This window comes from Micropruina sp., from assembly GCF_027492755.1.
Lineage (GTDB): Bacteria > Actinomycetota > Actinomycetes > Propionibacteriales > Propionibacteriaceae > Micropruina.
The window spans coordinates 1-13,149 of sequence record NZ_JAPUED010000044.1 but is presented as its reverse complement, the minus strand read 5'-3'; the positions used below and the strand labels follow the sequence as shown (position 1 = coordinate 13,149).

Genomic DNA, 13,149 nt, shown 5'->3' with positions numbered 1-13,149 from the left:
CCGCCGGCGGCCGGCTGGCAGCGGGCCGGGCACGGACAGGCCTGGCAGCCCGCCGCGCCACCCCCGGGCCAGTCCTGGAATCCTCCGGCGGCGCAGCCGCCGGCCTGGGCCGGGGCCGGTTCGTCGGCCCCCGGCGTCGCTCCCGGCGGGCCGTGGGGAGGGCCGCAGCAGCCGATGGGCAACCATCCGTGGTTGCCCGCAGGGCCGCCGCCGAAGCCGTCCGTGCTGCCGATCGAGCCACGGGAGTACCACGAGTTCCTGCGCACCCCGAACCTGCGCTGGTGGCGTCCGGTGCTCGCGCTGCTGATGGGCGGTGCGCTGTTCTTCGCCTCCAGCATGCTGTTCGGCGTGATCGCGATGCTCTACGACCTGGGCACCGGCCGGACGACGATGGCCGACTACAGCTCGATGGACAAGGTCACCATGACCCCGGCGCTGTTCCTGTGCAACAACCTGGCCCTGGCCGCCTGCGTGCCGATCGCGATGCTCACCCAATGGGCCTGCTTCGGGCAGCGGCCGCGCTGGCTGTCCTCGGTGACCGGCGCCTTCCGCTGGCGCTGGTTCGGCGAATGCGTGGCGTGGACGCTGCCGCTGCTGCTCGCCCTGACCTTGCTCGAGGCTCTGCTCAGCGGGTTCGACGGGCTGCGGGTCAGCCCCGACACCGCTTTCATGGTGGCGGCCATCCTGCTCACCACCCCGCTGCAGTCGGCGGGGGAGGAGTATCTGCTGCGGGGCTTGGGCCAGCGTGCGGTTGCCGCCTGGTTGCCGCGGGTGGCCGGTCTGGTGGTCAGCACCGCCGTCACCGGGGTCATCTTCATGTTGTTGCACGGCGCGGGTGACCCCTGGCTCAACGGCTTCTACCTGTTCTTCGCCGTCGTCGGGTCGACGCTCGCCTGGCGCACCGGCGGGCTCGAGGCGTCCGTTGCACTGCATGCGGTGAACAACGTGGTCTCGATGAGCTTCCTGCCGTTCACCGACTTCTCCGACATGTTCAATCGCAGCGCGGGCACCGGCAGCCCCGTCGTCCTGGTGCAGGTGGCCATCCTCGGGGGTGCGCTCGCGGTGCTGTTGTGGCGGGCACGCGTCCGTGGTGTGGTCGTCCGCACCGCCCCGGCGGCTCCCGGGGGACCGCCACCAGCACCCCCATCGGCGTCGCCGATGCCGCACACCTGGAGGCAGGATCGTGGAAACCAAGGCGGCTGAGCCGTTGTCGCGCGAGGCCGGGATCTCCTGGCTGGTGTCGCGGATCCGGCCACGGGCCGGGCGCACGCTGGTCGGCATCGACGGCGTGGACGGGGCAGGCAAGACGACGTTCGCCGACGATCTGGCCACCGAGCTCGTCGACTCGGGCCTGACGGTGATCCGGATCAGCCTCGACGATTTCCTGAACCCGGCCGAGGTGCGGCATGCGCAGGGACGGACCTCGCCGGAGGGCTTCCTGGCCGACACCTACGACTACCAGCGGTTCATCGAGGACGTACTGGAACCGCTCGGCAGCGACGGCAGCGGACGGTACCGGGACAGGTCCTACGACCTGCCCACCGAATCGCCGGTCACTCCGCCCTGGCAGGTCGCCCCGGACGCCGCCGTGGTGATCGTCGACGGCATGTTCCTGCACCATGACCGGCTCCGTGACGAGCGGGGTCGCAAGGTCTGGGACCTCTCGGTCTGGCTCGACGTCCCCTTCGAGGTCTCCGTCCGCAGGCTCGCCCAGCGGGACGGCACGCCGTCCGATGTCGACGACCCGAGACTCGTCCGCTACGTGGCGGGTCAGCGCCGCTACATCGACACCTACCACCCCGCCGAACGCGCCAACCTGGTCGTCGACAACAGCTGACCAAAGGAACCGTCCCCGGTGACCGGAAGAACCGTCCCCGGTGACCGAAGGAACCGTCCCCCTGGTTCGCCGGGAGACCCTTCTCTGATCCACGGGGAGGCTCGATGCGGCGTCGGTGGGACCGGGCCGATAGACTGACGACCCCCCGCCCACCGATCCAGCACGTCGTGCCGAGAGAGGGAGCCCGTGATCAACGCCATCGTCATCGCCCATCTGGTGGTGGCGTTGTGTGCCCCCTGGCTGGTCCGGAAGATCGGATCGAACGGCTACCTGCTGATGGCGTTGGCGCCGGCCGTCGGCTTCGGGTGGCTGGTCGGGCTGGGTCCGCTGATCACCACGGGCGGCAGCTACACCGAATCGCTCAGCTGGATTCCGCAGTTGGGCGTCGAGATCCACTACCAGATCGGCTTGCTGCAATGGCTGCTGGCGCTGATCGTCACCGGCATCGGCACCCTGGTGCTGCTGTACTGCCGCTGGTACTTCGAGGGCGTCGCCAACCCGCGGACGGTGGGCATCCTGACCGCCTTCGCCGCCGCCATGCTCGGCCTGGTCACCGTCGACGACCTGGTCATGCTGTACGTCTTCTGGGAGCTGACAACGGTCTTCTCCTATCTGCTGATCGGCTATGACCCGACCCGGCGGGCGAACCGGTCGGCGGCGATGACGGCACTGATCGTCACCACCACCGGCGGCCTGGCGATGCTGGTCGGCATCGTCACGCTCGGTCAGACCGCCGGCACCTTCAGCCTGTCCGCGATTCTGGCCCAGCCGCCGTCCGGCACGCTGCCCGCGGCCGCCGCACTGCTGATGCTGGTCGGTGCACTGAGCAAATCCGCCCTGGTGCCGTTCCACTTCTGGCTGCCGGGCGCGATGGCCGCACCCACCCCGATCTCGGCCTATCTGCACGCCGCGGCGATGGTGAAGGCCGGTGTCTACCTGGTCGCGGTGATCTCGCCGGCCTTCGCGGACGCCCCCGGCTGGCGGCTCGCGGTCGGCGGGCTGGGCGCCGCCACGATGATCCTGGGCGGCTGGCGGGCGCTGCGGCAGAACGACATCAAGCTGCTGCTCGCCTACGGCACGGTCAGCCAGCTCGGCTTCATGGTGCTGCTGTGCGGCTTCGGCACCCAGGCCACCATGCTGGCCGGCATCGCGATGCTGATCGCGCACGCCCTGTTCAAGGCCACCCTGTTCCTGATCGTCGGTGTCGTCGACCATTCCACCGGTACCCGCGACCTGACCAAGCTCACCGGGGTGGCCCGGAAGATGCCGGTGATCGCCGTCGTCGCGGGCATCGCCGCCGCTTCGATGGCCGGCCTACCGCCGATGCTGGGCTTCATCGCCAAGGAATCCGCGCTGGAGTCGCTGACCTACCTGGCCGGCCCGGACGGCGACGGCACCGGCCTGCCTGCGCTTCCGGCCGTGCTGCTGGTCGCGGCCGTGGTGGCCGGCTCGGTGCTCACCGTCGCCTACTCGCTGCGCTGGTGGTGGGGTGCCTTCGCCGACAAGCCCAAGCTCGCCGAACTGGACGTCCATCGCCCGGCCGCCGGTTTCGTGCTGGTGCCGATCCTGCTCGGATCGCTGTGCCTGGTCGGCGGCTTCCTCGGCGGCCCGCTGACCGATCTGATCGAGCCCTATGCCGCCACTGTGACGACCGGGCACGCCAGCCACGGCCTGGCGCTGTGGCACGGCCTGACCGTGCCGCTGTGGCTGTCGCTGCTGGCCCTCGGGCTGGGCGGTGTCCTGTTCTGGCAGCGGGAGGCGATGGGCCGCGTCCAGGCGACCTTCCCGAAGGTGCTCGGCGCCGACGAGCTCTACACCCTGGCGATGAAGCGGATCGACACCATCGCGGTCGAGGTCACCGCGCGCACCCAGCGCGGCTCGCTGGCCAGCTACACCTCGATCGTGCTGGCCGTCGTGGTCGTGCTGGCCGGGGGATCGTTGCTGTTCACCACCCACTGGCCGGCCTCCGTCCGGCCCTACGACTACCTGCCCCAGGTGGTGATCGGGGCCGCCATGATCGTGGCCGGGGTGCTGGCAGCCACCTCGCGCGGTCGCGTCCGGGCCCTGCTGCTGGTCGGTGCCACCGGGTACGGGACGGCGCTGCTGTTCCTGCTGCACGGCGGACCCGACCTGGCGCTCACCCAGGTGCTGGTGGAGACCGTGTCGCTGATCGTCTTCGTGATGGTGCTGCGCCGGCTGCCGAAGTACTTCACCAACCGTCCGCTGCAGTCCACCCGCTGGTGGCGCACCGTGCTGGCGGTGCTGGTCGGCGCCAGCGTGTCGCTGCTGGCGCTGGTCGCCGCCGGTGCCCGGGTGGCCGAGCCGGTCTCGGTCGACTACTACGAGGCGGCCTACACCTTCGGCTACGGCAAGAACATCGTCAACGTCACCCTGGTCGACACCCGCGCCTGGGACACCATCGGCGAGATCTCGGTGCTGGTGATCGCCGCGACCGGTGTGGCCAGCCTGATCTTCCTGCGCTCCCGGGTGCAGCGCGTCCGGCCCCGCGAGGGCGACGCGGCGTTCGGCGCCCGTGGGTTGTGGCTGCGGGCCAGCGGCGCCCTCGACCCGGGTTCGCGGTCGCTGATCTTCGAGGTGATCACCCGGGTCATGTTCAGCGTGATGATGGTGGTCTCGGTCTACCTGCTGCTCGCCGGCCACAACGCGCCGGGCGGCGGCTTCGCGGGCGGCCTGGTCGCCGGCATCGCGCTGATGATCCGCTACCTGGCCGCCGGACGCCGTGAGCTCGACGACGCCGCGCCCTTCGATGCCGGACGGCTGCTCGGCCTCGGCCTGGCCGTCTCGGTGCTCAGCGCCATCACGCCGGCGCTGCTCGGCGGGAAGATCTTCCAGAGCTACGACCTGAAGCTGACCATTCCGGGCTGGGAGTACCTGGAGACCCCGTGGGGTCCCTGGACGCTGTTCGGTGAGATGCACCTGGTCAGCTCGACCATCTTCGACGTCGGCGTCTACCTGATCGTCATCGGCGTCGTGCTCGACCTGACCCGCACCCTGGGCGCCGGCATCGACATCCAGTCCGAGCAGGACCAGGCGCCGGTGCCGCAGCCCGAATCCACCCGCGCCCGGCCGGCGCTGCCGTCCGAGGAGGACCAGGTCATCCGCTACACCACCGGCGGGGGACGGGGGCACTACACATGAGCCCGAACGTCACCCTGGCGATCATCGCCGGCGCACTCGTCGCCTGCGGGGTCTACCTGATCACCGAACGCTCGCTGAGCCGCATCCTGATGGGGGTGATGGTGGGCGGCAACGGCGTCAACCTGCTCTTCCTGGTCGCCTCCGGTGCGGCCGGCGGCCCACCGCTGATCGGGGTCACGCCGAAGGACGAGATGTCCGACCCGCTGCCGCAGGCGATGGTGCTCACCGCCATCGTGATCGCGCTGGCCACCGCGGCCTTCCTGGTCACCATGGCCTACCGGTCGTTCCAGCTGAACGGCCACGACGAGGTCGCCGACGACGTCGAGGACGCCCGGATCCGTGAGCTGGCGAAAGCCGACGAGGCGTCCGACAGCTTCGAGGAGATCAAGTTCAGCGACACCGGCGCGGACGTGGTGAGCGAATGAACAACATCCTTCCGCTGCCGGTGCTGCTGCCGATGTTCGGCGCGGCGCTCACCCTGCTGCTCGGACGCCGTCCGCGGCTGCAGCGCGCGGTGTCGATCCTCACCCTGGCCGGCGTCTGCCTGGTCGCCGGGTCGCTGATCTGGATCACCGACACCCACGGCGTCCAGTCGTTGTGGGTGGGTGCCTGGGCGCCGCTGGGCGTGGTGCTGGTCGCCGACCGGCTGGCCGCGCTGATGCTCACCGTCGCGTCCCTGGTCACCCTCGGCGTGCTGATCTACGCCACCGGCCAGGACGAGGAAGAGGTGCACCGCGAGACGCCGGTGTCGATCTTCCACCCCACCTTCCTGCTGCTCTCCGCCGGCGTTTCGGACGCCTTCCTGGCCGGCGACCTGTTCAACCTGTTCGTCGGCTTCGAGATCCTGCTGTTCGCCTCCTACGTGCTGATCACGATGGGCGGCACTGGCGAGCGGATCAGTGCCGGGTCGACCTATGTGGTGATCAACCTGGTCAGCTCACTGCTGTTCCTGACCGCGCTGTCGATCAGCTACGGGGCCACCGGCACGGTGAACATGGCGCAGCTCAGCCAGCGGTTCGCCGAGTTGCCCGGCGACGTCACGATCGGCATCCAGCTGCTGTTGCTGGTGGTGTTCGCGATCAAGGCGGCCGTCTTCCCGCTGTCGTTCTGGCTGCCCGACTCCTACCCGACCGCCCCCGCGCCGGTCACGGCGGTGTTCGCCGGCCTGCTGACGAAGGTCGGCGTGTACGCGATCCTGCGCACCCAGACCGCGATCTTCCCGAACAACCCGCTGACCGATCTGCTCGGCTGGGCGGCGCTGGCCACCATGGTGATCGCGATCCTGGGTGCCATCGCCCAGTCCGAGATCAAGCGGTTGTTGTCGTTCACCCTGGTCTCGCACATCGGCTACATGATGTTCGGCATCGCGCTGGCCACCCCGGCCAGCCTCGGCGGCGCCATCTTCTACACCGCACACCACATCACCGTGCAGGCCGCCCTGTTCCTGGTCGCCGGCCTGATCGAGCGGGTCGGCGGTTCGACCTCGATGGACCGGCTGGGTGGCCTGGCCAGCACCGCGCCGGTGCTGGGGGCACTGTTCTTCATTCCGGCGATGAACCTGGCCGGCATCCCGCCGTTGTCCGGCTTCGTCGGCAAGCTCGGCCTGCTGCTGGCCGGTGTCGAGGTCGGCACCCCGCTGGCCTGGGCACTGGTCGCCGGCAGCGTGCTGACCAGCCTGCTCACCCTGTACGCGGTGGCGAAGGTGTGGAACCGTGCGTTCTGGGGGACGCCGGTGCTGGGCCCGTTGGCACCCGACGAGCAGCCGGTGGACGCCGAGCTCGGGGCCAAGCCGATGCCGGGTGTGATGGTCGGCGCAACGGCTGCACTGGTCGGCCTCGGTCTGGCCCTGACCTTCCTGGCCGGCCCGCTGTACGGCTACGTCGACCGGGCCGCGGCCGGCCTGCTGGACGACTCCTACCTGCGGGCCGTGCTGACGGGGGTGGCGCCATGATGAGGCGATCGGCGAGCCGGCGGCGGCTGCGCTGGCGGCTGCAATGGCGGGCGATCCTGGCCCTGACGGTGATCTGGGTGATCCTGTGGGGCAACTACTCGCTGGTGGACATCGTGGTCGGCCTGGTGGTGTCCTGGCTGGTCACCGTCACCTTCCCGCTGCCGCCGATCCGCTATCGCGGCCGTCCGCGACTGTTCGGCACGGTGAAGCTGGCTGTCACCACGTTGGTCGACCTGGCCGTGGCGTCCTGGGGGTTGGCGGCCGCGGCGTTCCGGCCACGGGTCGACTTCCAGCCGGCCGTCATCCGGGTGCGGTTGCGCAGCAACCAGGATCTGTACCAGGTGGAGACCGCTGAGCTGATCTCGATCGTGCCGGGCTCGATCGTGATCGACGCCCGCCGCTCGACCCGGACGCTCTATCTGCACCTGGTCGATGTGACCGGCCCGGACGACGTCGAGCACGCCCGCACGCATGCGCTCACCGTCGAGCGGCGGCTGCTGGAGGCGATCGGCAGCAAAGCCGACATCGCGGCGCTGGGGGAGAAGGTACAGCGGGAGAAGGAGCAGGCATGACGCAGATCCTGATCTGGCTGGCCGCCGGAATGATCGCGGCGGCCGTCGGCCTGACCCTGTGGCGGCTCACCAGGGGCCCCTCGACGCTGGACCGCATCGTGAGTGCCGACGTGCTGGTGTCGATCGTGCTGATGACGATCTGCCTGGTGATGGTGGTGACCAAGGACAGCAGTTCGCTGCCGATCCTGCTGGTGCTCGCCATGGTGGCCTTCACCGGCGGGGTCAGCGTGGCCCGGATGCTGGCGCCCGGGGCGTCCGACCGGCAGCGTTACCGCCGCGACGAGGAGGACGCCCAGTGAGCGCCGACGAGATCTTCGACCTGGTCGGGGCGGTGTTCCTGGTCGGCGGGGCGTTCTTCTGCCTCGGCGGCGCACTCGGCCTGGTCCGTTTCCCCGACGTGCTGGCCCGGATGCACGCCGCCACCAAGCCGCAGGTGTTCGGCCTGCTGCTGGTGCTGCTCGGTGTCGGCTTCTCGATCCGTGATCCGAAGGTCTGGCTGACGCTGCTGGTGGTGATCCTGCTGCAGGTGCTGACCGCGCCGGTCGCCGGCCACCTGATCGGACGCGTCGCCTACCGCTCCGGCGCCTGGGAGCCGGACGACCTGCTGGTCGACGAGTTGTCCGACGATCTGCGCGATGCCGGCTTCAGCCGCAACGAGGAGTTCCGTCCCGAGCGGGGCAAGGACCGCCCCAAGAGCTGACCGGGTCGGTGCCCGCTCACCGGCGCTACGCCTGCAACCAGATGGTGGTTTCCCCGGGAAGCGCATCGGCCAGCGGCCCTGACGCCAGCACGACCCGCCCCTGCGGCAACGGGTAGGGCTCGACACCGAAGTTGGCGACCACCTGCCAGCCGCCCGGACGGTGGAAGTGCAGCACATCGTCGCGTCCGGTCTCCGCCCACTCCAGCGACTCGGCACCCCGCAGGGCGCGCCGTAGCGCGAGCGCCTTCCGGTACAGCGAGAGCGTCGACTCCGGGTCGTCGGTTTCCGCCTCCACACAGTGGTGGCCGAACCACAGCGGCTGCGGCAGATGGGCCGCCGCGGCGCCGAACCCGTAGGAGGGTCCGGTCCGGGTCCAGGGCAACGGCACTCGGCAGCCGTCCCGGCCCACTTCGACCTCGCGGTTGCGGAAGAAGGCCGGATCCTGGCGGGCGGCGTCCGGGATCTCCGCGACCTCCTGCAAGCCCAGTTCCTCGCCCTGGTACAGGTAGGCCGAACCGGGCAGGGCAAGCAGCAGCATGCTGGCCGCGCGGGCCCGGCGCAGCCCCCGCGCGGCATCGAGCAGCACCGGGTCACCGCCGGCCATCAACCAGTCGCCGCCATGCTTGCGGATCGGTGTGCCATCGGGATGGGCGCCGGGGAACGGCGTTCCGTACCGGCTGGCATGCCGGATCGTGTCGTGATTGTTGAGCACCCAGGTCACCGACGAACCGGATACGGCGGCCACGTCCAGGCATTCGTCGATGATCCGGCGGAAGCTGGCGGCGTCGTAGTCGGCGAGTTGCAGGTCGAAGAAGAACGACTGGCCCAGCGTCTTCGGGCTGGCGTAGAGCGGCACCCGCGACGACTGCACCGCTGCCTCGGCGACCGCCGTGCGCGGCGGATCGTAGGAGTCGAACACTCCGCGCCATTCGGCGTAGATGTCGTGCAGTTCGTCACGGTCCCAGGTCGGATGGCTGCCGTCGCGCGGGTGCGCTTCGAGTTCGGCCTGGGTGGGCAACGGGTGACTCATGTCCTTGGCCAGCATGTGCGCGGCGTCCACCCGGAAGCCGTCGACGCCGCGGTCGGCCCAGAACCGCAGGGTGTCCAGGAAGTACGCCCGCACCTCGGGGCTGGCCCAGTTCAGGTCCGGCTGCTCCGCGGCGAAGGTGTGCAGGTACCACTGCCCGTCCGGCAGCTGCGTCCAGGCGCTGCCACCGAACAGCGAGCGCCAGTCGGTGGGCGGCAGTCCGCCGTCCGGGCCGTCGTAGAAGTGGTAGCGCTCCCGGGCAGGAGAGCCGCGACCCTCGTTGACGGCCTGCCGGAACCACGGGTGCCGGTTGGAGGAATGGTTGGGCACGATGTCGATCAGCACCCGGATGTCGCGGGCGTGCAGCGCCTCCACCAGCGCGTCGAAATCGGCCAGGGTGCCGATCCGCGGATCGACGTCGCGGTGATCGATCACGTCGTACCCGCCGTCGGCCAGGTCGGAGGGGTAGAACGGCGTCAACCAGATCGCGTCGACGCCCAGGCCTGCCAGGTAGTCGACCCGGGACGCGATTCCGCGCAGATCGCCGATGCCGTCCGCGTTGCTGTCGGCGAAGCTCCGCGGATAGATCTCATACACCACCGCCTGCCGCCACCAGTCGGCGCGGACGGGCGGGACGACGGTCTCTTCGGCCGTCACCGCGGCGGGCTCAGGCGGAGGAGGCGCGACTCCCACGGCGCCAGGGTCGTTGCGGCGGCGTCCGGATGGGTGCCGAGGATCAGTTCGGCGCCGTCCAGATCGGGCAGCGACCCCACCGGCAGTTCCGCCGGAGCGGAGGAACAGTTGGCGACGACCAGCAGCACCTCGTCGCCGAGGGTGCGGGTGAACGCCCAGAGTTGCTCGTGGTCGGGCAGCAGCAGCTGGAACCGTCCCTCGCGGACGACCTCGCTGGAGTGTCGTAGCCGGATCAGCTGCTGGAAGTGGGCGAACACCGAATCCGGGTCACGGCGGGCCTCGTCGGCGTTGATCTGGCGGTAGTTGGGGTTGACCGCCATCCAGGGGATCCCGGTGGTGAAGCCGGCGTAGGGTGTGGCGTCCCACTGCACCGGGGTGCGGGCGTTGTCGCGGCCCTTCCTGGCCAGTGAGCGCAGGATCTGCTCCTCGGGGACGCCGGCCGCGCTCGCCAGGCTGTGGTAGTTGAGCGATTCGACGTCGAGGTACTGCTCGATCTGGGTGAGTGGCGCGTTGGTCATGCCGAACTCTTCGCCCTGGTAGATGTAGGGCGTGCCCTTGTGCAGGTGCAGCACGGTGGCCAGCGTCTTGGCCGAGTCGACCCGGTGCTCAGGCGAGTCGTCGCCGAACCGGGAGACGGCCCGGGGCTGGTCGTGGTTGTCGTAGTACAGCGAGTTCCAGCCGGCCTCGGCCAGGCCGTCCTGCCACTGCGCCAGGTTCTCCTTCAGGCGGGGGAGCGGCAGCTCGGCCAGGTCCCACTTGCTCCACGAGGCCTGGTCGAGGTTGACGTGTTCGAAGGTGAACACCATGTTGAGCTCGTGCCGGGCTGGATCGGTGACCCGCCGGGCCACCTCGATGGTGGCGCCCGGCATCTCGCCGACGGTGAGCAGGTTCTGGGCGTCGAGGCCGACCTCGCGGTTCATCTCGGCCAGGAACTCATCCAGCCGAGGACCGTTGGCCACCCGACGCAGGCTGCCTTGGCCGGGCTCGATCGGCCCGCCCAAGGTGAGTTCCTCGGGCTTGGAGATCAGGTTGATCACGTCCATCCGGAAGCCGTCCACACCACGGTCGACCCACCAGCGCATCATCGCGTAGACCGCCTGCCGCACCTCGGGGTTCTCCCAGTTCAGGTCGGGCTGGCCGGGGCTGAAGATGCCCAGGTAGTACTCGCCGCTGCGCGGGTCGTAGGTCCACGCCGACGGGGCGAACGCGGCGTGGCTGTCATCCGGCTCAGCGCCCGGCGTCCCCGGCTCGCAGCCGGGACGGGCCGGACGCCAGAAGTACCAGTCCCGCTTCGCCGAGCCCGGCTCGCGCGACTCGGTGAACCAGGCATGCAGGTCGGAGGTGTGGTTCACCACCAGATCCATCACCAGCTTGATGCCACGCTCATGCGCGGCGGCGAGCAACGCGTCCAGATCGGCCAGGGTGCCGAACAGCGGATCGATGTCGGTGTAGTCGCTGATGTCGTAGCCGTTGTCCACCTGGGGCGAGGCGTACACCGGTGACAGCCACAGCACGTCCACCCCGAGTTCGGCCAGGTAGTCCAGCCGGCTGGTGATGCCGGGAATGTCGCCGATGCCGTCACCGTCGGAGTCCTGGAACGACCGCGGATAGATCTGGTAGACGACCGCTGAGCGCCACCAGCCGTCCGGGCGGGCCACTCGATCGAATTCCACTGCGCTGCTCAATGCTTCTCCTTGTTGGGAACGAGCACAGGCCCCTACGCGGAGGCGCCCACGACCGGATGGTGACGGCGCCCCCGCGCAGAGACCTGCGCTTGGCTGGATTCGATGTGGGATGGGGCGTCAGCCTACTTGATGGCGCCCTGGGTCAGGCCGGACATCACCCAGCGCTGCGAGAACAGGTAGACGATGATGGCCGGCGCCATCGCCATCAGGTACGACGCGAAGCTCACGTTGTAGTTGTTGCTGAACTGGGTCTGGAAGATGCTGTTGACCACGGGGATGGTCTGCCACTCCGGCTGCGAGATGATCAGCGACGGCATCATGAAGTCGTTCCACGAACCCAGGAACGAGAAGATGCCCACCGTCGCCGCCATCGGTGCCAGCAGCGGGAAGATCAACTGCCAGAACGTCTGCCAGGTGCTGGCGCCGTCCATCCGCATCGACTCCTCCAGCTCCAGCGGAATCGACCGCAGGAAGGTGGTGAACAGCAGGCAGTTGAACGCCAGGCCGAACACGATCGTCAGCAGGGCGACGCCGACATAGTTGTCCAGGCCGAGGATGCCGGTCAGCCGCACCTGCGGCAGCGCGACCACCGGGAACGGGATGAACATGGCGGCCAGCAGGTAGAAGAACGAGTAGCGGAACAGCTTGCGGTCCCAGTTGCGCACGATGGCGTAGGAGGCCATCGCGGAGACCACGATCGAACCGGCCACCGCGATCAGGGTCACCAGGGTGGAGACCAGGAACGCGCGCGGGAAGTTGGTCAACGCCCACGCTTCGACGAAGCCGGACGTGCTGAACGGGTTGGGCAGGCTGAACGCGTTCAGGTCGGTGGCCTGCTCGGTGGTCTTGAACGCCATCGACACGGTGACGTACAGCGGCACCAGGACGGTCAGGGCGGCGAGCAGCAGCAGGACGGTGGCCGGCCAGTTGGTGCGTTCCTGGCCGACTTTCCCGCGGGTGGCGGCCTTGGCCGGCTTCGTTGCGGTTGCGGTGCTCATGCGGAGGTTCCTCCTCGGGTCAGACGCAGCTGCAACAGCGCGATGATCAGCGTGATGATGAAGAAGACGGCGGCGTTGGCCATCTGATAGGCGTAGTCGCCGCCCTCGAAGCCCTTGAAGATGGTGAAGGCGACGCTTCGAGTGGCAGTGCCCGGACCGCCGTCGGTCAGGCCTTTGATCTGGTCGTAGACGGCCAGGTAGTTCTTGAAGCCGATGATCATGTTGATGCCCACGTAACCGGCGACCAGCGGCAGGGTGATGTGGATCAGGTTCTGCCACGGGCTGGTGCCGTCGATGGAGCTGGCCTCGTAGACCTCACCGGGGACCGTCATGAACCCGGCGATGTAGATCAGCATCGCGCTGGGGACCGAACCCCACACGGTGACGATGACCACCGCGAACCAGGCCCAGTTCTCGTTGGCCAGCAGGCTGGTCGACAGCGTCTGCGAACCGATCATCTCGCCGAACGCGGTCAGTGAGTTGTTGAACAGGAACTTGAACACGTAGGAGTAGATGATCGCCGAGAT

General features: G+C 69.2%; 12 protein-coding genes. 8 read left to right on the top strand and 4 right to left on the bottom strand.

Annotated elements, in window-relative coordinates; translation table 11 throughout:
- From Q0066_RS02810 to mnhG, 8 genes are all read left to right on the top strand, one after another.
- Window positions 1–1,203, top strand: a 1,203-nt coding sequence (locus Q0066_RS02810; protein WP_298129841.1) for a CPBP family intramembrane glutamic endopeptidase, incomplete at its 5' end; no start/stop codon positions are given.
- On the top strand, window positions 1,184–1,837 hold the full coding sequence (locus tag Q0066_RS02805) for a uridine kinase (protein WP_298129840.1): 654 nt from the start codon (window positions 1,184–1,186) through the stop codon (window positions 1,835–1,837). The genes Q0066_RS02810 and Q0066_RS02805, both read left to right, overlap by 20 nt.
- Window positions 1,838–2,023: 186 nt before the next feature.
- A complete protein-coding gene (locus Q0066_RS02800) occupies window positions 2,024–4,996 on the top strand; it encodes a Na+/H+ antiporter subunit A (protein ID WP_298129838.1) in 2,973 nt (990 codons plus the stop codon).
- The gene (locus Q0066_RS02795; RefSeq protein WP_298129836.1) at window positions 4,993–5,421 is read left to right on the top strand and encodes a Na(+)/H(+) antiporter subunit C; all 429 of its coding nucleotides are present in this window, start codon (window positions 4,993–4,995) and stop codon (window positions 5,419–5,421) included. Before Q0066_RS02800 ends, Q0066_RS02795 begins: the two co-directional genes overlap by 4 nt.
- Window positions 5,418–6,947, top strand: coding sequence for a Na+/H+ antiporter subunit D (locus Q0066_RS02790; protein WP_298129834.1), 1,530 nt, complete (start codon window positions 5,418–5,420; stop codon window positions 6,945–6,947). Before Q0066_RS02795 ends, Q0066_RS02790 begins: the two co-directional genes overlap by 4 nt.
- Window positions 6,944–7,519: a Na+/H+ antiporter subunit E gene (locus Q0066_RS02785; RefSeq protein ID WP_298129832.1), complete on the top strand. Its 576-nt coding sequence runs from the start codon at window positions 6,944–6,946 to the stop codon at window positions 7,517–7,519. Before Q0066_RS02790 ends, Q0066_RS02785 begins: the two co-directional genes overlap by 4 nt.
- On the top strand, window positions 7,516–7,818 hold the full coding sequence (locus Q0066_RS02780; RefSeq protein WP_298129830.1) for a monovalent cation/H+ antiporter complex subunit F: 303 nt from the start codon (window positions 7,516–7,518) through the stop codon (window positions 7,816–7,818). Before Q0066_RS02785 ends, Q0066_RS02780 begins: the two co-directional genes overlap by 4 nt.
- Window positions 7,815–8,219 carry a monovalent cation/H(+) antiporter subunit G gene (mnhG, locus tag Q0066_RS02775; protein ID WP_298129828.1) on the top strand — a complete coding sequence of 135 codons (405 nt, stop codon included), beginning with the start codon at window positions 7,815–7,817 and terminating at the stop codon, window positions 8,217–8,219. The genes Q0066_RS02780 and mnhG overlap by 4 nt, the downstream gene beginning before the upstream one ends.
- A 25-nt stretch (window positions 8,220–8,244) precedes the next feature.
- On the opposite strand, the gene Q0066_RS02770 is transcribed toward mnhG, so the two are convergent.
- The 4 genes from Q0066_RS02770 to Q0066_RS02755 all read right to left on the bottom strand — a co-directional run.
- Window positions 8,245–9,903 (bottom strand): glycoside hydrolase family 13 protein, encoded by a 1,659-nt coding sequence (locus Q0066_RS02770; RefSeq protein WP_298129866.1) that lies wholly within the window; start codon window positions 9,901–9,903, stop codon window positions 8,245–8,247.
- Window positions 9,900–11,624, bottom strand: a complete 1,725-nt coding sequence (locus Q0066_RS02765) for an alpha-glucosidase (RefSeq protein ID WP_298129826.1) — start codon at window positions 11,622–11,624, stop codon at window positions 9,900–9,902. Before Q0066_RS02765 ends, Q0066_RS02770 begins: the two co-directional genes overlap by 4 nt.
- A 122-nt stretch (window positions 11,625–11,746) precedes the next feature.
- Entirely contained in the window at window positions 11,747–12,622 is an 876-nt protein-coding gene (locus tag Q0066_RS02760) for a carbohydrate ABC transporter permease (RefSeq protein WP_298129824.1), read from the bottom strand.
- The coding region (locus Q0066_RS02755; RefSeq protein WP_298129823.1) for a sugar ABC transporter permease at window positions 12,619–13,149 on the bottom strand (531 nt) is incomplete at its 5' end. The genes Q0066_RS02760 and Q0066_RS02755, both read right to left, overlap by 4 nt.

Bases quoted from the DNA above. Each gene is read 5' to 3' on its own strand.
- Q0066_RS02795 (WP_298129836.1), top strand. From the start codon at position 4,993: ATGAGCCCGAACGTCACCCTGGCGATCATCGCCGGCGCACTCGTCGCC.
- Q0066_RS02790 (WP_298129834.1), top strand. From the start codon at position 5,418: ATGAACAACATCCTTCCGCTGCCGGTGCTGCTGCCGATGTTCGGCGCG.
- Q0066_RS02785 (WP_298129832.1), top strand. From the start codon at position 6,944: ATGATGAGGCGATCGGCGAGCCGGCGGCGGCTGCGCTGGCGGCTGCAA.
- Q0066_RS02780 (WP_298129830.1), top strand. From the start codon at position 7,516: ATGACGCAGATCCTGATCTGGCTGGCCGCCGGAATGATCGCGGCGGCC.
- Q0066_RS02760 (WP_298129824.1), bottom strand. From the start codon at position 12,622: ATGAGCACCGCAACCGCAACGAAGCCGGCCAAGGCCGCCACCCGCGGG.